This window comes from Zoogloea sp. JDB1 (genome assembly GCF_056724025.1).
This window is the reverse complement of record NZ_CM161496.1, coordinates 5,284,813-5,305,937: the sequence shown is the minus strand read 5'-3', so window position 1 is coordinate 5,305,937 and position 21,125 is coordinate 5,284,813. Positions and strand designations below refer to the sequence as shown.

11 protein-coding genes are annotated in these 21,125 nt (G+C 65.9%); all 11 read left to right on the top strand.

The window, feature by feature from the left end; genetic code table 11:
- The first annotated feature begins 94 nt into the window (after positions 1-94).
- Entirely contained in the window at positions 95-10,972 is a 10,878-nt protein-coding gene (locus AC1PPK_RS24090; protein ID WP_481118263.1) for an Ig-like domain-containing protein, read from the top strand.
- A gap of 180 nt (positions 10,973-11,152) precedes the next feature.
- A complete protein-coding gene (gene cysC, locus AC1PPK_RS24085) occupies positions 11,153-11,677 on the top strand; it encodes an adenylyl-sulfate kinase (RefSeq protein WP_481115510.1) in 525 nt (174 codons plus the stop codon).
- 381 nt (positions 11,678-12,058) lie between these two features.
- Positions 12,059-13,564, top strand: coding sequence for an aromatic/alkene/methane monooxygenase hydroxylase/oxygenase subunit alpha (locus AC1PPK_RS24080; RefSeq protein ID WP_481115509.1), 1,506 nt, complete (start codon positions 12,059-12,061; stop codon positions 13,562-13,564).
- An 83-nt stretch (positions 13,565-13,647) separates the two neighbouring features.
- Positions 13,648-13,908 (top strand): toluene-4-monooxygenase system B family protein, encoded by a 261-nt coding sequence (locus tag AC1PPK_RS24075; RefSeq protein WP_481115508.1) that lies wholly within the window; start codon positions 13,648-13,650, stop codon positions 13,906-13,908.
- A 28-nt stretch (positions 13,909-13,936) separates the two neighbouring features.
- On the top strand, positions 13,937-14,272 hold the full coding sequence (locus AC1PPK_RS24070) for a monooxygenase system ferredoxin subunit (protein ID WP_481115507.1): 336 nt from the start codon (positions 13,937-13,939) through the stop codon (positions 14,270-14,272).
- A 39-nt stretch (positions 14,273-14,311) separates the two neighbouring features.
- Entirely contained in the window at positions 14,312-14,626 is a 315-nt protein-coding gene (locus tag AC1PPK_RS24065) for an MmoB/DmpM family protein (protein ID WP_481115506.1), read from the top strand.
- A gap of 49 nt (positions 14,627-14,675) precedes the next feature.
- Entirely contained in the window at positions 14,676-15,662 is a 987-nt protein-coding gene (locus AC1PPK_RS24060) for an aromatic/alkene monooxygenase hydroxylase subunit beta (protein WP_481115505.1), read from the top strand.
- Between the two features lie 15 nt (positions 15,663-15,677).
- Positions 15,678-16,481: a 2Fe-2S iron-sulfur cluster-binding protein gene (locus AC1PPK_RS24055; RefSeq protein WP_481115504.1), complete on the top strand. Its 804-nt coding sequence runs from the start codon at positions 15,678-15,680 to the stop codon at positions 16,479-16,481.
- A complete protein-coding gene (locus AC1PPK_RS24050) occupies positions 16,465-16,692 on the top strand; it encodes a hypothetical protein (protein ID WP_481115503.1) in 228 nt (75 codons plus the stop codon). The genes AC1PPK_RS24055 and AC1PPK_RS24050 overlap by 17 nt, the downstream gene beginning before the upstream one ends.
- Before the next feature lie 31 nt (positions 16,693-16,723).
- Positions 16,724-18,130 carry an OmpP1/FadL family transporter gene (locus tag AC1PPK_RS24045; RefSeq protein ID WP_481115502.1) on the top strand — a complete coding sequence of 469 codons (1,407 nt, stop codon included), beginning with the start codon at positions 16,724-16,726 and terminating at the stop codon, positions 18,128-18,130.
- 81 nt (positions 18,131-18,211) lie between these two features.
- Positions 18,212-21,121 carry an ATP-binding protein gene (locus tag AC1PPK_RS24040; RefSeq protein ID WP_481115501.1) on the top strand — a complete coding sequence of 970 codons (2,910 nt, stop codon included), beginning with the start codon at positions 18,212-18,214 and terminating at the stop codon, positions 21,119-21,121.
- The last annotated feature ends 4 nt before the right edge of the window (positions 21,122-21,125 follow it).

Sequence of the window (21,125 nt, the reverse complement as noted above, 5' to 3'; positions counted from 1 at the left end):
GCAAATGTTCGTCAGCAACTATGAAAGCGGTTTCCTCAGCCAGACCCTCGTTTTCAAGGGGTATGACGCGTCAGGCAACCAGGTCGGATCGACTGTGACGAAGGCAACCGGGAAGGGCTTCAGCACGGCTCAGGTCGACTTCACGGATATGACCGACATCAAGACAATGGTGGTCACAGCCTCGACCAACAGCAACACCGTCCATTACCTGAGCATTGACAATTTCAAATTCACGACAATCAAGTCACTTGCCGTCGACGCCGCCATCACCGACGCCACCTATGACGCCAGCACCAACACCCTGGCGGTCACCGCAACCGGCCTGACAAAAGGCGACACCATCGTCGCCAGCAAACTGACGCTGACTGGCGAAAGCGGTAAAACCTATACGCTGACCTCGAGCGATGTTACCGCTGACAGTGCCACCGCGTTTTCGATCACCCTGAACGCGGCGGACCAGTTGGCGGTGGAAGGCCTGCTGAACAAGATCGGCACGTCCTCATCCGTCACGTCCACAACGTATAACCTGTCAGCGGCATCCGGCTGGGATTCCATGGCGGCATCGGCACCGGCAGATGCTACCAACGCCATCACCGTCAGCAGCGTTTCCTCACCTTCCATCACCTCGGCCACTTACGATGCTTCCACCGGCGTGCTGACCGTCACCGGCTCCGGGCTGGTCGGCAATGCCTCAGGTAGCGACATCACCGTCGGCAAGCTCACCCTCAAAGGTCAAGGTGGCGCAACCTACACCCTGACCTCCAGCGACGTGGAGGCCAGCAGCACCACCGGTTTTTCCGTAACCTTGAACGCGACCGATCAACTCGCGCTCAATGGTCTGCTGAACAAGAACGGCACAAGCGCGCTCGACTCGACAACATTCAACATCGCGGGGGCCGCAGGCTGGGATTCGGCGCTCGCCGGTGATGACCTCACTGGCAACGGCATCACCGTTTCAGGGGCCAACACCCCGCCAGTAATCTCCGAGGTGATCCAGATCTCGGGCGACAAGAGTTACAAGGTCGGGGACATCGTGACCTTCAAGGTCAGCTTCGACCAGGCGGTGGTGGTTGACGACTCTGGCGGCACGCCGCGCATTCTGCTTGAGACCGGTACCAACGACGAATATGCGGTTTATGTCTCCGGCAGTGGCAGCCAAGACCTGGAGTTTGCCTATACCGTTCAGGCTGGCGACAGCAGCACCGATCTGCAGTATTTCGACACCGCTTCATTTGATTTGAATAGCGGCACGATCGTCTCGGTGGCCAATGGCAGCGCGGCGGACCTGACCCTGCCCGGCACCAGCAGCGGTCATTCGCTGGCGGAAACCTCGGCTGTGGTGATTGACGGCATTGCGCCGGCGGCACCGTCGACGCCGGATCTGGATGCAGGCAGCGACACCGGCAGCTCCAGCACCGACAACCTCACCAGCGATACCACGCCCACCCTGAGCGGCACCGCCGAGGCCAACGCCACCGTCACCCTCTACGACACCGACGGCACCACCGTACTGGGCACCGCCACGGCCGACGGCAGCGGCAACTGGTCCATTACCAGCAGTACCCTGAGCGAGGGCAGCCACACCCTGACCACCAAGGCGGTGGACACGGCGGGCAACACCAGCGTCGCCAGCGGAGAGCTGACGGTCATCCTCGACACCACCGCTCCGGCCACGCCGAGTACCCCCGATCTGACCGCCGGCACGGATATCGGGACCTCTTCGACCGACAACATTACCGACGCAACCACACCCACCTTTATCGGAACAGGTGAAATCGGGTCCGTGGTGTATATCTACGATACCGACGGCACCACCGAAATCGGTCATGGCACCGTCAATGGATCCGGCAAATGGTCCATTACCGGATCCGGAGCCCTGAGTGGCGGGGTGCATACGATTACCGCCAAGGCGGGCGATACCGCCGGCAACATGAGCTCGGCAACAAGCGCCCTGACGGTGACCGTGGTGGATACCTCGCCGGTGGTCTCGTCCATTGCGTATGACGAGCGTTCCGGGGTGCTCACCGTTACCGGCACCGGTTTCGTCGCGCTCGCCAGCGGCAAGGATATCGACGCCTCGTTGTTCACTTTCAAGGGGCAAGGGGGCTCCTATACGCTGACCGACACGGCGGATGTGGAGATTTCGTCTTCCACCAGTTTTCAGATCGCCGTGTCGGCCACCGATCAGGCCGCTCTGCAGCAAATTCTGACCAAGAACGGGACCAGTTCTTTCAACGGTAAGACTTATTCGGTCAGCACGGCCGAAGGCTGGGATACCGGTGTTGCCGGCACGCAGGACAGCGCGTTCTCCGGCACTGGCATGACGGTGAGCGGGATTGCCAGCATCACTCAGGCTTCGTATGTGGTCAGCGGCGCTTCGGCGGGTTTGATGACCTTTGTCGGGAGCGGGCTCGACACGGTTAACGATGCCGTCGATCCGACCAAGCTCACGCTGGAATTGATCGATTCCGGCACGACGAAGGCCAGCTATACCCTGACTACGCCCTACAGTGCGGGCGCAGTGACCGTAACGGGAACGACCGGCTTTACGATTCAACTGAATGCCGCCGATCAATTGTTCATCGATGGACTGATGAACCAAGACGGCACAAGCAATCTGAATGGGTATTCCTACCACATTGCAGCGGCCGCCGGATGGAATACATCGTTCGCTTACTCCCCGGACAACTATGCCGGCACGCCGGCAGTGATCAACCCGGGGTCGGCGTCGGGCGTAGTGGTGCCGACGATTTCCTCGGCGACCTACAACACCATCACCCATGTGCTGACTGCAACCGGGCAGAACATGGTTGCCCTGCAGGGCAGCAACAACGATGTGACGGTTTCCAAGCTGACGGTGAGCGGTTTGGGCGGGTCGGCCTACACGCTGACGTCGAACAATGTGGATGTGACGTCGGCGACCACCTTCTCGGTGAAGCTCAACGGTCTCGACTTTGCCATCTTGGCGTCTTTGCTGAACAAGGACGGCACTCAGGCGAGCGACAGCCATACTTACAATTTGAGCGCGGCGTCCAGCTGGAATACCGCCGTCACGACGTCGGCCGATACCACCAACACCTTGACCGTGGTGACCCCCCCGCCAGTGGTCTCCGAGGTGATCCAGACCTCGGGCGACAAGAGTTACAAGGTCGGGGACATCGTGACCTTCAAGGTCAGCTTCGACCAGGCGGTGGTGGTTGACTACACCAATGGCACGCCGCGCATTCTGCTTGAGACCGGTACCAACGACGAATATGCGGCTTATGTCTCCGGCAGTGGCAGCCAAGACCTGGAGTTTGCCTATACCGTTCAGGATGGCGACAGCAGCGCCGATCTGCAGTATTTCGACACCGCTTCATTTGATTTGAATAGCGGCACGATCGTCTCGGCGGCCAATGGCAGCGCGGCGGACCTGACCCTGCCCGGCACCAGCAGCGGTCATTCGCTGGCGGAAACCTCGGCTGTGGTGATTGACGGCATTGCGCCGGCGGCACCGTCGACGCCGGATCTGGATGCTGGCAGCGACACCGGCTCAAGTAACTCTGACGACATCACCAGCGATACCACGCCCACCCTGAGCGGCACGGCGGAAGCCAACGCCACCGTCACCCTCTACGACACCGACGGCACCACCGTACTGGGCACCGCCACGGCCGACGGCAGCGGCAACTGGTCCATCACCAGCAGTACCCTGAGCGAGGGCAGCCATACCCTCACCACCAAGGCCACCGACACGGCAGGCAATGTCAGCAGCGCATCTGGCGGCTTGTCCGTCACCATTGACACGACGGCTCCCGATGCGCCATTGGCGCCGGACTTGACGGCGGGAACCGACAGCGGCGTGTCCTCCAGCGACAACATCACCAACAAGACCACTCCGACCTTCAATGGCACGGGCACAATCGGCTCCACGGTGACCTTGTATGACACCGATGGCACCACCGTACTGGGCACCGGCACAGTCAATGGTTCCGGCAAGTGGAGCATCACCAGCAGCAAGCTCGGCGACGGCGACCATACCATTGGAGCCAAGGTTTCCGATGTCGCCGGCAATCAGAGCGCGCTGTCGTCTACCCTCAGCGTCACGATCGACACCAGCGCCCCCAGCGCCCCCAGCACGCCCGACCTGGATAGCGCGAGCGACACAGGTTCAAGTAACGCTGACGACATCACCAAGAGCACCACGCCGACCTTCACCGGCACGGCCGAAGCCAATTCCAGCGTCACCCTCTACGACACCGACGGCAGCACCGTGCTGGGCACGGCGACCGCCGACGGCAGCGGCAACTGGTCCATCACCAGCAGTACCCTGAGCGAGGGCAGCCACACCCTCACCACCAAGGCGGTGGACACGGCGGGCAACACCAGCGTCGCCAGCGGAGAGCTGACGGTCACCCTCGACACCACCGCACCGAGCAGCCCCGGCACGCCGGACCTGGCGAGCGGCAGCGACACCGGCAGCTCCAGCACCGACAAGCTCACCAACGCCACCACGCCCACCGTCACCGGCACCGCCGAAGCCAATTCCACCGTCACCCTCTACGACACCGACGGCAGCACCGTGCTGGGCACGGCGACCGCCGATGGCAAGGGCAACTGGTCCATCACCAGCAGCACCCTGAGCGAGGGCAGCCACACCCTCACCACCAAGGCCACCGATGCCGGCGGCAACACCAGCGCGGCCTCCTCTGCGCTCAGCGTGACCGTCGACACCACGGTCCCCACGACACCGGCCGCGCCCACGCTGTCCGCCAGCTCCGACTCCGGTGTCTCCAGCTCGGACGGCATCACCAATCTCACCACCCTGGACTTCTCCGGCTCGACCGAAGCCTTCGCCGCCGTCAAGCTGTTCGATACCGACGGCAAGACCGTCATCGGCACCACGACCGCCGACGCCTTGGGCAAGTGGTCGGTCACCAGTTCGAGCCTGAGTGCCGGTACGCACAGCGTCACCCTCGAAGTGACCGACGTGGCCGGCAATGTCAGCGCGGCATCCCCGGCCACCACCGTGGAGATCGACGACACGGCGCCCGCCCTGGCCAGTGCCATCAAGCTGTCCGACACGGCACTCAAGGTCGGCGACACCTCGACGGTGACCTTCACCTTCACGGAAGCGGTCAGCGGTTTCACCACCGCCGACGTGACGGTCGCCAATGGCGCCCTCTCCAAGCTCAGCAGCAGTGACGGCGGCACCACCTGGACGGCGACCCTGACGCCGACGGCCGACATCGAGGACGCCACCAACATCCTCACCCTGGACAACACCGGCATCGCCGACCTGGCCGGCAATGCCGGCACAGGGACAAGCAATTCGCCGAACTACAAGATCGACACGCTGCGCCCGAGCCTGGCATCGGCCATCACGATCTCGGACACGGCGCTCAAGATCGGCGACACCGCCACGGCCACCTTCACCTTCACGGAAGCGGTCAGCGGCTTCACCACCGCCGACGTGACGGTGCCCCATGGCACGCTCTCCAACCTCAGCAGCAGTGATGGCGGCACGACCTGGACGGCCACGCTGACGCCCAGTGCCAGCACCACCGCGGCGACCAACGTCCTCACGCTGGACTACACCGGCATCAGCGATGCGGCCGGCAACGCCGGCTCGGGCACTGTCGATTCGCCGAACTACGCCGTCGACACGCAGCGTCCGACCGCGACGATTTCGCTGTCCGATACGGCGCTCAAGATCGGCGACACGTCCACCGTCACCTTCACCTTCACGGAGGCGGTCAGCGGCTTCACCACCGCCGATCTGCTTGCAGATAACGGCAAGATCAGCGGCTTGAGTTCGTCGGACGGCGGCATCACCTGGACCGCCACGCTGACCCCCGATGCCAGCATCAGCTCGGCGACCAATGTCATCACGCTGGACTACACGGGGGTGACCGACACGGCCGGCAATGCCGGATCGGGCACCCTCGACAGTGCCAGCTACGCGATCGACACGGTGCGCCCGACCCTTGCGTCGGACATCACGATTTCGGATACGGCGCTCAAGATCGGCGATACCGCCACCGTCACCTTCGCCTTCACGGAAGCCGTCAGCGACTTCACCGTGGCCGATGTGACGGTCGCCAATGGCAGCCTCTCCAAGCTCAGCAGCAGCGACGGCGGCACCACCTGGACCGCCACGCTGACCCCGACGGACAATGTCGCTGACACCACCAACATCCTTACGCTGGACTACACCGGCATTACGGATGCGGCCGGCAATGCCGGTTCGGGGACCGTCGATTCGCCGAACTACGCCATCGACACGCAGCGCCCGACCCTCGCCTCAAGCATCGGGATTTCCGACACGGCGCTCAAGATCGGCGATACCGCCACCGTCACCTTCACTTTCATGGAGGCGGTCAGCGGTTTCACCACCGCCGACGTGACGGTGTCCCATGGCGCCCTCAGCAATCTCAGCAGCAGTGACGGCGGCACGACCTGGACCGCCACGCTGACCCCGGCGGCCGGCACCACCGCCGCGACCAATGTCCTCACGCTGGACTACACGGGGGTGACCAACGCGGCCGGCAATGCCGGCACCGGCACGGTTAAAAGTGGCAACTATGCGATCGACACGGTGCGCCCGAGCCTCGCGTCGACCATCGCGATTTCTGACACGGCGCTCAAGATCGGCGATACCGCCACCGTCACCTTCGCCTTCACGGAAGCCGTCACCGGCTTCACCGCGGCCGATGTGACGGTCGCCAATGGCAGCCTCTCCAAGCTCAGCAGCAGCGACGGCGGCACGACCTGGACCGCCACGCTGACCCCGACGGCCAGCATCACGGACGCCACCAACGCGCTCACGCTGGACAGCACCGGCATCACCGACCTGGCGGGCAATGCCGGTTCGGGGACCGTCGATTCGCCGAACTACGCCATCGATACCGTGCGCCCGAGCCTCGCCTCAAGCATCACGATCTCGGACACGGCCCTCAAGATCGGCGACACCGCCACCGTCACCTTCGCCTTCACGGAAGCCGTCAGCGGCTTCACGACCGCCGACGTGGCGGTCGCCAATGGCAGCCTCTCCAAGCTCAGCAGCAGCGACGGCGGCCTCACCTGGACCGCCACGCTGACCCCGGCCGCCGGCACCACCGCGGCGACCAACGTCCTCACGCTGGACTACACCGGCATCGTCGACGCGGCCGGCAATGCCGGCACCGGCACGGCCGACAGTGCCAGCTACGCGGTCGATACCGTGCGCCCGACCCTCGCCTCAAGCATCGCGATCTCGGATACGGCCCTCAAGGTCGGCGACACGGCCACCGTCACCTTCGCCTTCACGGAAGCCGTCACCGGCTTTACGACTGCCGACGTGACGGTCGCCAATGGCAGCCTGTCCAACCTCAGCAGCAACGACGGCGGCCTCACCTGGACCGCCACGCTGACCCCGACAGCGGCCACCACCGCCGCGACCAACGCCCTCACGCTGGACTACACCGGCATTTCGGATGCGGCCGGCAACGCCGGCTCGGGGAGCGTCGATTCGGCCAACTACGCCGTCGACACGCAGCGTCCGACGGCAACGATCGCGCTGTCCGACACCGCCCTCAAGGTCGGCGACACGGCCACCGTCACCGTCACCTTCAGCGAAGCGGTCACCGGCTTCAGCAATGCCGACCTGAGCGTTGCCAACGGCACCCTGTCCGCCGTCGGCTCCAGCGACGGCGGGACCACCTGGACGGCGATCTACACGCCGACCGCCAACGTCACGGACGCCAGCAACGTCATCACGCTGAACAACGCCGGCCTCACCGACGTGGCGGGCAATGCCGGCACGGGCAGCACCGACTCGGCCCCCTACGCCATCGACACGCAGCGCCCGACGGCGACGATCGCGCTGTCCGACAGCGCCCTCAAGATCGGCGAGACGGCCACCGTCACCGTGACCTTCAGCGAAGCGGTCAGCGGCTTCAGCAATGCCGACCTGAGCGTTGCCAACGGCACCCTGTCCGCCGTCGGCTCCAACGACGGCGGGACCACCTGGACGGCGATCTACACGCCGACCGCCAACGTCACGGACACCAGCAACGCCATTACGCTGAACAACGCCGGCGTGGCCGATGCGGCGGGCAATGCCGGTAGCGGCACCACCGATTCGGCCCCCTACGCCATCGACACGCAGCGCCCGACGGCAACGATTGCGCTGTCCGACAGCGCCCTCAAGGTCGGCGAGACGGCCACCGTCACCGTCACCTTCAGCGAAGCGGTCACCGGCTTCAGCAATGCCGACCTGAGCGTCGCCAACGGCACCCTGTCCGCCGTCGGCTCCAACGACGGCGGGACCACCTGGACGGCGATCTACACGCCGACGGCCAACGTCACGGATGCCAGCAACGTCATCACGCTGAACAACGCCGGCATCACCGACGCGGCGGGCAATGCCGGCACGGGCACCACCGATTCGGCCCACTACGCCATCGACACGCAGCGCCCGACGGCGACGATCGCGCTGTCCGACAGCGCCCTCAAGGTCGGCGAGACGGCCACCCTCACCGTGACCTTCAGCGAAGCGGTGAGTGGTTTCAGCAATGCCGACCTGAGCGTTGCCAACGGCACCCTGTCCGCCGTCGGCTCCAACGACGGCGGGACCACCTGGACGGCGATCTACACGCCGACCGCCAACGTCACGGACGCCAGCAACCTCATCACGCTGGACAACGCCGGCATCACCGACGCGGCGGGCAATGCCGGCACGGGCAGCACCGATTCGGCCCACTACGCCATCGACACGCAGCGCCCGACGGCAACGATCGCGCTGTCCGACAGCGCCCTCAAGATCGGCGATACGGCCACCGTCACCGTCACCTTCAGCGAAGCGGTGAGTGGCTTCAGCAATGCCGACCTGAGCGTCGCCAACGGCACCCTGTCCGCCGTCAGTTCCAGCGACGGCGGCCTCACCTGGACGGCGACTTACACGCCGACCGCCGGCGTCACGGACACCAGCAACCTCATCACGCTGGATAACACCGGCGTGGCCGATGCGGCCGGCAACACCGGTACGGGTACCGCCAGCACGCTCAACTATGTCGTGGATACCCTTGCGCCCGCGGCGCCCGACATCCACGTCGTTGCCGCCGACGACATCATCAACGCACAGGAGGTCGGCACCACCCTCACCGGCAGCAACGAGGCCGGCGCCACCGTCGCGCTGAGCCTGGGGGGCAACACGCGCACAGCCACCGTCGACGGCACGAGCTGGAGTTACACGCTGGTCGCTGCCGACATCACGGCGATGGGCGAGGGCGTCAAGACGATCGGCGCAACCCAGACCGATGTGGCCGGCAACGTCGGCAGCACGGCGACACGCACCATCACGGTGGCCACGCTGGCACCAAATGCCCCCTCCGCGCCGGACATGACCCCGGCCAGCGATACCGGCACCTCCTCCAGCGACAACCTGACCTCCAGCACGACACCGACCTTCGTCGGCACCGCCCAGGCCGGCATGGCCGTCGCCCTCTACGACACCGACGGCACCACCTTGCTCGGCTCGACCGTGGCGGACGACAGTGGCAACTGGAGCATCACCGCCAGTGCCCTGGACAACGGTGTCCATACGCTGACCGCCAAAGCCCTCGACACGGCCGGCAACGTCAGCCTCGCCTCCCCCAGCCTGTCCGTCACCATCGACACCGCGGATGACGGCGACAACGTTCCGTCCTCCACGGAGCAGCTCGTCCCGGTACTCGAGGCCGGCGGTGTCACGGGGGATGGCAACGGCGATGGGGTCGCCGATGGCCAGCAGGCCAATGTCACGTCGGTACCATTCCTCAACACCGACACCGCCCAGAGCCATCCGGGGGACGCCCCGCCGGTCTTCGTGACGCTGGTCAGCGACTCGATCAATGGCAAGACCGATACGACCCAGGCCACGCCCACGGTCCTCAAGGCCGTTCAGCAGCTCGACGCCCCGGCCGACAAGCCCGCCGACCTCGCCATGCCGCTGGGGCTGATCGGCTTCCAGGCGGACCTTGCCACCGTCGGCGGGACGGAGCACTTCAGCCTGTATGTGGATGGCAGCATCCCCATCAACGGCTACTGGAAGCAGGATGCGGCCGGCGACTGGGTCAACCTGGCCAGCGCCCCATACGGCGGCCAGGTCGTCATCGAAGGCGGCAAGACGCGCCTGGACTTCCAGATCACCGACGGGAGCGAGTTCGACAGTGACGGCGTCAAGAACGGCGTGATCAGCGATCCGGGCGCACCCGGCTATCGGGCCACGACCAGCAGCAGCGACAGCGACAACGATCAGTTCCCCGATGCGCTGGAAGCGGCCAATGGCTTGACCGTCGGCACCAAGGACAACGACGTCTTCGGCAGCACGAAGTTCTTCGTCATGCAGCTTTATCGCGACACCCTGTTCCGTGAAGCGGAAAGCGGTGGTCTGAACTACTGGATGGATCAGATCGGCTCAGGGACGCTGACCCGCGACGAGGTCGCCTTGCGCTTTCTTGAGTCGCCGGAATTCCAGGGCGGCGCGGGGGGGCTCGCACGGCTTTACCTCGGCGCCTTCGGTCGCCTGCCCGACAAGGCCGGGATGGACTACTGGATGGCGGAACGCCTGAGCGACCACAGCCTCGCCACGATCGGTGCGGACTTTGCCGGCAGCGCCGAGTTCAAGGGCCTGTATGACGGGCTCGACAACGCCGGCTTCCTGAGCCAGCTCTACCAGCACGTGCTGGATCGGGCCCCGGACACGGCCGGGCAGACCTACTGGCAGGACCGCCTGACCGGCGGGAGCAGCCGCAGCGACGTGTTGCTGGAGATCACCCAGTCCGCCGAAGCCCGGGCCGCGACCGATCAGGCCGTCGGCGTGACGCTGGACTACGTCGGCCTGCTTGGACGCACCCCCGAGCCGGCCGGGTTCGACTACTGGATGGGCAAGCTGGATGACGGCATGCCCGTCACGGAAGTCATCGGCTTGTTCACGCAGACCACCGAGTACCACGACCGCTTCCTGCCGTAAGGCGCGGGGGCCAACAAGGCGATTCAGATCTTTGACGGGGGGAAATCCCCCGTCTTTTTTTGATCTCAAAATCGCGAGGCTGCATGCAGCCGCCGCCCCTCATGGTAATTTGCTGCGCGAGCATCGTGCTCCAACGCCCAACATTTGGTCATATCTACACAACCTGACCCGACGCCCCTTATGGCTGCCCCACCGCGAATTTACTGGATCACCGGCTTGCCTGCCGCTGGAAAGACGACACTCGCCCACGCGCTCGCCACCGCGCTGAAGGATCGAGGGCGGCAAGCTTTCGTACTCGATGGGGACGAACTGCGCAAAGGCCTGTGTGCCGACCTGGGGCTCTCGCCCGAGGACCGCAGCGAGAATATCCGGCGCGCTGGCGAAGTCGCCCGGCTGATGTGGAGCGCGGGGCTGGACGTGATATGCGCCTTTGTCTCGCCCTTCAGAGCCGACAGAGAACAGGCCAGAAACCGGGTTCCCAACGGACAGTTCATCGAAATTCACCTGAGCACGCCACTGGAGGAGTGCATGCGGCGCGACCCGAAAGGCCTGTACGCCAAGGCACGGGCCGGCGAGATCTGCGGGCTCACCGGCTGGGATGCCCCGTACGAGCCCCCCGAAGCGCCTGAATTCCGTCTGGATACGCTCAGCCTGGCCACTCCTGAAATCGTCCGTCAGGTAGTCAGTCACCTGGACATCATCTAGATTTCATCGCTACGCATGGTGCTCAGTTTTTCGTTCGATACGGCAAACCTCGGCGAACTCGAATTCTGCGCTTAGGCCACACCGGGGACATTCGACATCCACCTGGTGAGGCATTGGATTACCTGTGGGCGTGCTCGATGCTGGCCCAGGAGGTGCGGGATCTGTGGCGCGCCAGCTTCTCGTTTTGCGTGACGTTCGTCGCCCCCATGTTGCACAGCACCTAAACCATCGTCTAATACCCCGCGTTTTCGTTTCCTTATAACTTTCCTCCACACGATCGAAACGCAGCGTCGCTTCGATCAGTCGCTCCGGTCGGCGCAGATCGACCGGATACGAGGGGGAGCTGCAGGGCTCCTGCATCCCGTTATGAAGGAGACATGAATGGCCGTACTCAATCGGATGGACTGGTATGACCTGGCCCGTTCCACCAACTGGACACCCAAGTACGTTACCGAGGACGAACTGTTTCCGCCCAAGCTGTCGGGCGAATTCGGTCTGCCGCTGAGCGCCTGGGAAAACTACGACGAGCCCTACAAGCAGACCTATCCGGAATACGTGAAGGTCCAGCGCGAGAAGGACGCGGGGGCGTATTCGGTGAAGGCGGCGCTGGAGCGCAGCCGGATTTTCGAGAATGCCGATCCGGGCTGGAAGTCCGTGATGAAGGCCCACTACGGCGCCATTGCCCGCGGCGAATACGCGGCGGCCAGCGCCGAGGCGCGGATGATGCGGTTCTCCAAGGCGCCGGGCATGCGCAACATGTCCACGCTGGGCTGCATGGACGAGATCCGCCACGGCCAGATGCAGCTCTACTTCCCCCACGAGCACGTGGCCAAGGACCGCCAGATGGACTGGGCCTTCAAGGCATACGACACCAATGAGTGGGCGATGATCGCAGCCCGCCATTTCTTCGACGACATCATGATGACGCGGGACGCGATCAGCGTTTCCATCATGCTGACTTTCAGCTTCGAGACCGGCTTCACCAACATGCAGTTCCTCGGTCTTGCGGCGGATGCGGCGGAGGCGGGCGACCACACTTTTGCCAACCTGATCTCCAGCATCCAGACGGATGAATCGCGCCATGCGCAGATCGGCGGCCCGGCGTTGAAGGTGCTGATCGAGAACGGCAAGAAGGAAGAAGCCCAGAAGCGCGTGGATATTGCGGTGTGGGGCGCCTGGAAGCTGTTCTCGGTGCTGACCGGTCCGATCATGGACTATTACACTCCGCTGGAGCACCGCAAGCAGTCCTTCAAGGAGTTCATGGAGGAGTGGATCGTCGCCCAGTTCGAGCGTGCCCTCACCGACATGGGCCTCGACCTGCCCTGGTACTGGGACATCTTCCTGAAGGACATCGGCCAGACCCACCACGGCATGCACCTGGGTTCCTACTTCTGGCGCCCGACCCTGTGGTGGAACCCGGCCGCCGGCGTGACCCCGGACGAGCGCGCCTGGCTGGAGGAGAAGTACCCCGGCTGGAACGACACCTGGGGCCAGTGCTGGGACGTGTTCATCGACAACGTGGTCGACGGCAACATGGCCAAGACCTATCCGGAAACGCTGCCCTACGTCTGCAACATGTGCCAGCTGCCCATCCTCGGCGTGCCGGGCAAGGGCTGGGACGTGAAGGACTACCCCCTCGAATACAACGGCCGCCTGTACCACTTCGGCTCCGAGGTGGACCGCTGGGTGTTCCAGCAGGAGCCGGAGCGTTACGCCGGCCACCTGTCCATCGTCGATCGATTCCTGGCCGGGATGATCCAGCCGATGGATCTGGGCGGGGCCCTGCAGTACATGGGCCTGGCCCCGGGCGAGATCGGCGACGACGCCCACAACTATGCCTGGGCCGAGGTTTACCGCGCCCTGCGCGAGACCCGTAAGGCGGGTTGATTTTTTCCCATTGACCCCCTGATACGGCGCGCCCGGCAGGCCTACTGCCGGTGCGCCGCGTGCCACACGAGGAGATTTACACCATGGCCCTTTTTCCATTGACCTCCAATTTCGAGGGGGATTTCGTCCTGCAGCTGGTGCCCGTGGATACGGAGCACACCATGGACGAGGTGGCGGCTGCCGCCGCCGTGCATTCGGTAGGCCGCCGCGTGCGCGACCGGCCGGGCCACATCCTGCGGGTGCGTCGCCACGGCAGCACCGAGTTTTTGCCGCGCAACCTGAAGGTTGCCGACGCGGGTTTCAAGCCCACCGAGACGGTGGACATCATCTGGCAAGCCGCTTGAGGCACCTGCCGGATCGAGGAGCAAGAGCATGAGTTTCACCAAGGTATGTACGGTCGATGACGTGTGGGAAGGGGAGATGGCGCCCTACACCGTCAATGGCCACGAGGTGCTGCTGGTCTGCGCGGACGGCGGCGAGATCAAGGCCTTCCAGGCGATCTGTCCGCATCAGGACATCGCGCTGTCGGAAGGCAAGTTCGACGGCAAGAAGCTGATCTGCCGCGCCCACCTGTGGCAGTTCGATGCCGGCACCGGCAAGGGCATCAACCCGGACGACTGCGCGCTGGCGAGCTATCCGGTGAAGATCGATGGCGACGATGTGTTCGTCAGCACCGAGGGCGTCGAGCCCCTGTTTGCCCACAGCTGAGCGCCGCTGCAGGCCACCTCTATTTAAAAGGACACGAGCATGAGCACTGCAACTTCGGCGCAGGCCTATCACAACAACCTGGTCGGCCCGGTGATGCGCGCCGGCGATCTGGCCCAGGCGGTCATCGAGGCCGCCAAGGTGGACAACCCGGGCAAGGAAATCTTCGTGGATGACAAGCGCGCCTACATCCGCATCCACGCCGACCAGGAAATGATCCTGCGCCAGGCCACCATCGAAGAGGAACTGGGGCGCCCGTTCCGCATGAACGACCTGGAGGTGGACCTGAGCTCCTTCGCTGGCCAGATCGAGAGCCGCGACGACCAGATCCGCTTCTATTTCAACAAGACGCTCTGAGCGGCCGCAGACCGCCACCCCAGACAAGAACGACGCGAGGAGACACCGCATGTCCGAGATTCAAGTCCTGAAGCCCCAGAAGACCTGGAGCCACCTGGCCGCCCGCCGCCGCAAGCCGAGCGAATACGAGATCGTCAGCACCAACCTGCACTACAACGACAAGCGCCCGGACTCGCCCTACGAGCTGGACCCGAACATGTTCATGAACCAGTGGTACAAGAAGAACACCTTCGGTACCGCGCTGAAGCATGCCGACTGGAACGCCTTCCGCGATCCGGACGAGGTGGTCTATCGCACCTACAACCTGATGCAGGACGGCCAGGAGACCTACGTCTTCGGCCTGTTCGACCAGTTCAACGAGCGCGAGCACGACAAGGCCCTCGACCCGCGCTGGGCCGGCACGCTGGCCCGCCTGTACACCCCGGCCCGTTACCTGTTCCACACCCTGCAGATGGCGTCGGCCTACGTCGGCCAGGTGTCGCCGGCCAGCACGCTGACCAACTGCAACTACTTCCAGATGGCCGACAGCCTGCGCTGGCTGAGCCACACCGCCTACCGTACCAAGGAGCTGTCCCAGACCTTCGCCGACAAGGGCTTCGGCGCGGACGAGCGGCACTACTGGGAAGAGGATTCCGCCTGGCAGGGCTTCCGCGAGCTGATGGAAAAGGCGCTCACGGTGTGGGACTGGGGCGAGGCCGTCGTGGTGCTGAACCTGGTGGTCAAGCCGGCGGTCGAGGAGACTGTGCTGCGCCGCCTCGGCGAATCCGCCCGTCACAACGGCGACACGCTGCTCGGCCTGATCACCGATGCGCAGCTGACCGACGTGGCCCGCCACCGCCGCTGGGCGACGGCCTTTGCCGCGATGGCCCAGGAGACGCCGGGCAACAAGGAGCTGATGCAGGGCTGGATCGCCAAGTGGGAGCCGCTGGCCGACCGCGCCATCGACGCCTACTGCGCCGCGCTGCCCGATGTGCCGGGCGCTGCCGAAGCCGCCAAGGCCGCCACCCGCGACTTTCGCCGCGGCCTGGGCCTCTGACCGGGCCGAAACGCCATGAACGCGCCATTGATCCTGAATGAGCGGGACGGCAGCCGCTTCGAGCAGGCGCCGGGGGACACCATCCTCCGCGCCGCGCTGCGGGGCGGCATCGGCCTCTCCTACGAATGCAACTCCGGCGGTTGCGGCGGCTGCAAGTTCGAGCTGCTGAGCGGCGAGGTCGAGAACCTGTGGCCCGACGCGCCGGGCCTCGGCGAGCGCGACCGCCGCCGTGGCCGCCTGCTGGCCTGCCAGTGCCGGGCGGTGGGCGATGTGTCCATCAAGGCGCCGACCGGTCCGGAATACGTGCCGACCATCCCGCCGAAGCGGCGCCGGGTGGTGCTGACCGGCATCACCGACATCACCCACGACCTGCGGGAGTTCCGCTTCCGCGCCGAGGGGCCGGCCGATTTCCGGCCCGGCCAGTTCGCGATGCTCGACCTGCCGGGCGTCGGGTCATCCCGCGCCTATTCCCTCTCCAATACGCCCAACAAGGCCGGCGAGTGGCATTTCCAGATCCGCCGGGTGGGGCAGGGCAAGGGCACATACGCCCTGTTCAACCTGCTGCGGCCGGGCATGGAGATCGGGCTGGACGGCCCCTACGGCGTGGCCTGGCTGCGCACCGATTCGCCCCGCGACCTGGTCTGCGTGGCGGGTGGTTCCGGCCTCGCGCCGATGATCTCCATCGCCCGCGGGGCGGTGGAGGCAGACATGCTCGGCCCGCGCAAACTCTATTTCTTTTACGGCGCACGGGAGCCTCGTGACGTGTGCGGTGAGTCGATGCTCGCCGCGCTCGACGGCTTCGGTGAGCACATCGTCTGACTGTCCGGTGGTCTCCTCCCCGGGCGTAGAGGGCTGGGCGGGTGCCACGGGCTTCGTGCACACCCGCCTTCCCCAGGCCCTGCCGGCCGCCCTCTCCAGCTACGAGTTCTACTTTGCCGGCCCACCGCCGATGACCCAGGCCCTGCAGGAAATGCTGATGGTCGATCACCGGGTGCCCTTCGAGCAGATCCATTTCGATCGATTCTTTTGAGGTTCCGGCTGGAACCGATGCGGAGACAATAATGAGAAGACGGTATTCGAAGGGGCAGGGCGCGCAGCGTCGCGGTGTGGCCGTCAGCGCGCTGGCGCTGGCCCTCGCCGCGGCCAGCGGCAGCGCCTGCGCCACCGATGTGTTCCGCCTGGAGGGCTTCGGGGCGGTTTCCCGCAGCATGGGGGGCGCGGCGACGGCGTTCGACACCGGCCCCGCCGGCATGATGACCAACCCGGCGACCTTGTCGCTGATGCAGACCGACAACGCCTTCCTGCTCGGCGTGGATCTGGTGACCACCGACATCGACGTGCGCAACCAGAGCACCGGCGAGAGCGTGAGTTCCGGCAACCACAGCGCCAACCGTGGCCCTTACTACGCGCCGCAGCTGGCCTACAGCCGCCGCGTCGGCGAGTGGACCTTCGGCGTCGGCGCCTTTGCGCAGGGCGGGCTGGGCACCGAGTTCGGCCGCAGCAGCTTCCTGTCCCGCGCGACTGGCGGGCTGGATACCGGGCTGGAGAATTCGAGCCGCCTGCTGGTGCTGAACATTCCGTTCGCGGCCAGCTTCCGCGTGTCGGAAGCGCTGACCGTCGGTGCCGGTATCGACGCCACGTGGCAGGGCATGAACCTCAACCTGCTGCTGGGGGCCGACCAGGTGGGCAGTCTGATCGGCGCCGGGCGGGTGTCGGGTTCGCTGCTGCCGGTGCTCGGCGGCCTGCCGGACCTGCGCGGTGCGCACTTCAGCCTGACCCGCAATTCGCCGGTGGCGAGCGGCATCGGCGCCTGGGGCTACACGCCGCGGGTCGGTATGACCTACGCGGTCTCCGAGGCGACCCGCCTCGGCGCCGCCTACACCGGCCGCAGCCATGTGTCGGACATGGAGGGCCGGGCGACGCTGACGGCTGTGGATGGGGTGGCGGGGCAGGTGCCGCTGCAGGGGCGCATCAGCATCCGCGACTTCCAGATGCCGGCGGTGCTCAACCTCGGCGTCAGCCAGCGGGTGAACGAGCGCCTCACGCTGGCGGCGGATCTGTCGCGGGTGTATTGGTCCAGCGTGATGAAGGACATCAAAGTGGGCTTTGCTGCCGATGCCGGGGGCGACCTGAACATCCTGCTGCCGCAGAACTACAAGGACCAGACCATCCTGGCGGTGGGCGGCGCCTGGCAGGCGGATTCCCGCTGGACAATCCGCGGCGGCTTCCGTTTTGCGCAGCAGGCCTTGCCCAGTTCGACGCTGTTTGCGGTGATTCCGGCGATTCCGCGCAAGCATTTGTCGGCGGGCTTCGGCTATGCGGTGTCGCCGAATTCCAGCGTGGATTTCGCGTGGTCCCACGCTTTCCAGGAGAGCATGGATAACGGCAGCCTGCCGAACACCTCGGCGCCGATCCGGGTGAGCCACGCTCAGGACAACGCAACGCTGGCCTATACCTATCGCTTCTGAACGCGCATCCTTGGCAGGAAAAAGGGCGGCCGCGGGGACAGATTTTGTCCCCGCGGCCTGTCCGCATTGGGGGAAGACGGGATGAATCCCGACGACAAGATTTGCAGGGTGGCCAGGCAGACCTCGGTGCGTGGGGTCGTCATCGAGGCCGGCGACGCGATGGATGTGCGCCGCCAGAAGATGGCGCGGATCATCCTCGATTCCATGTACCAGTTTCTGGGCCTGCTGGACCTGGACGGCAATGTGCTGGAGATCAACCAGGCGGCGCTGGATGGGGCCGGCCTGGCGCTGGAGGACGTGATCGGCAAGCCCTTCTGGCAGGCGCGCTGGTGGGAGGTGTCGGAAGAGGTGCGCCAGCGGGTCCGCGAGATGATCGAGGAGGCCCGCACCGGGCGCTTCGCGCGCTGCGACTTCGAGGTCTTTGGCGACCTGCACGGTAGCCGCACCATCGTCATCGACTTCTCGCTGACGCCCATCCTCGACGACGCGGGGCAGGTGGCCTTCCTGCTGCCCGAAGGGCGCAACATCACCGAGAAGATTGCCGGCAGCGCCGAGCTGTCGCGCAAGAACGGCGAGCTGCAGGCGGCGCTGGAGCGCCTGAAGGAGCTCGATGGCTACAAGACCCGCTTCTTCGCCAACGTGAGCCATGAGCTGCGTACGCCGCTGGCCCTGATCCTCGGCCCGGTGGAGCAGCTCATCCATGAAGGCACTGGCCTCGGCGAGCGGGAGCGCTTCCGCCTGGCGGCGATCCAGCGCAACGCGCGCTCCCTATTGCAGCAGGTGAACAACCTGCTCGACCTGGCCCGTATCGACGCCGACCGGATGCCGATGGCTTACGTGCAGGCCAACCTGGTGGCCCTGGTGCGCGAGATTGCGGCCGGCTTCGACGCGGCGGCGGAGGACCGCCACATCACCCTGAGCCTGCGCGGCGAGGACGAGCTGTACGCCGACGTGGACCGGGCCAAGTTCGCCCGCGTGGTGGAGAACCTGCTGTCCAACGCCTTCAAGTTCACGCCGCCGGGCGGGCGCATCGCCTGCGGCTTCGAGCATCTGCCCGGCGGCCGTGTGCTGATCAGCGTGCAGGACACCGGGCCGGGTGTGCCGGACGAGATGAAGCAGCACATCTTCGACCGCTTCACCCAGGGCCGCGAAGGCCTCGGCGCGGGCGGCAGCGGGTTGGGGCTCAACATCGTCAAGGAGTTTGTCGAGCTGCACCGGGGTACGGTGGTGGTGGTCGATGCGCCGGGCGGCGGCGCCTGCTTCCAGGTGGAGCTGCCGGCCCGCGCGCCGGATGGAGCCTTCGTGCGTGCGGGGGCGGGGCGCGAGGGCCTGCCCGCGGCGGAAGCTGTGCCGTCCCCTGCTGCGGGCCTGCCCTTGCCCGGTGAGGAGGCTTTCCACCCGGGCGCCTTCCAGCCGGGCAAGCCGAAGGTGCTGGTGGCCGAGGACAACCCGGACCTGCGCCTCTTCCTGCACGACGTGTTGTCGGACGAGTACAACGTGGTTCTGTGCGAGGACGGGGAGGCGGCCTTCCAGGCGGCGGTCGCCGATCCGCCGGACCTGATCGTCACCGACCTGATGATGCCGCGCTGGGACGGCGAGCGCTTCGTGCGGGCGCTGGCCGAGCGGCCGGACTATCCCAATGTGCCGGTGCTGGTGTTGTCGGCGCGGGCCGATGATGCGCTGCGCTCCAATCTCCTCGAGAACCTGGTGCAGGACTACCTGATCAAGCCCTTCTCGGCCCAGGAGCTGTGCGCCCGCGCGCGCAACCTGGTGGCGGTGAAGCGCACCGTGGACATCCTGCAGCGGGAGCTCAACTCCCAGGCGTCGGACATCCTCGAACTCACGTCGGGGCTGGTCGAGAGCCGCAAGACCCTGCAACGCAGCTTTACCGCGCTGCAGGTGTCCGACCGGCGCTGGCTCGGCCTCTACGAGAACACCGCGGTGGGCATCGCGCTGGCCGACCGGGAAGGGCGCATCCTGTCCGCCAACCCGGCGCTGCAGCGCATGCTCGGCTACGGCGCCGACGAGATCGTCGGCGTGTCGCTGATCGAGATCACCGAGCCGTCCGAGCGCGCCACCGCCCAGCGCAACGTGTATGGGCTGTTCGACGGCGAGCTGCCCGGCTACAAGACCCAGAAGCGCTACGAGAAGAAGGACGGCGGCTACCTGTGGGCCAACGTGTGCGCGTCGCGCATTCCGGCCATGGCCCAGGACGGGCCGATGCTGGCGGTGATCGTCGAGGACGTCACGCTGCGCATGGAGGCGGAACGCTCGCTGGCGGCGACCCGTGGCGAGCTGACCCGGGTGGCGCGCTTTACCGCGATGGGCGAACTGGTGGCGTCCATCGCCCACGAGATCAACCAGCCCCTGTCGGCGGTCATCACCAACAGCCAGGCGGCGCTGCGCTGGCTGGCCCGGCCGGCACCGGACCTCGGCGAGGTGGAGGCCGCCCTGCAGCGGGTCAATCGGGACGCCAGCCTGGCTGGCTCGGTGATCTCGCGCATCCGCGGCTTTCTGCGCGCCGGTGAGATCCGGCGCGAGCCGGTGGACGTCGCACGCATGCTCGACGAGCTCCTGCAGATGCTGCACGCCATGCTCGCCGACGCCGGCGTGCAGGTGCGCGTCGAGCTGCCCGTACCCACGCCGTGCCTGATCGCGGACGCGGTGCAGCTGCAGCAGGTGATCCTCAACCTGATCGTCAACGCGGTGGATGCCATGCGCGACCTGCCCGGCGGCGAGCGCCTGCTGCACATCCGCGTCGAGCCGGCCCCCGCCGGCGGGCTGCAATTCTCGGTGCAGGACAACGGTCCGGGCGTGCCCGAAGGTGCGGAGGCCAAGCTCTTCGACGCCTTCTACACCACCAAGCAGGATGGACTCGGCATGGGGTTGGCGATCAGCCGCGGCATCGTCGAGAACCACGGCGGCCGCCTGTGGCTGGAGCGCGGCGCCGGGCCGGGCGCCTGCTTCCGCTTCACGATCCCCGACAATTGAAAAC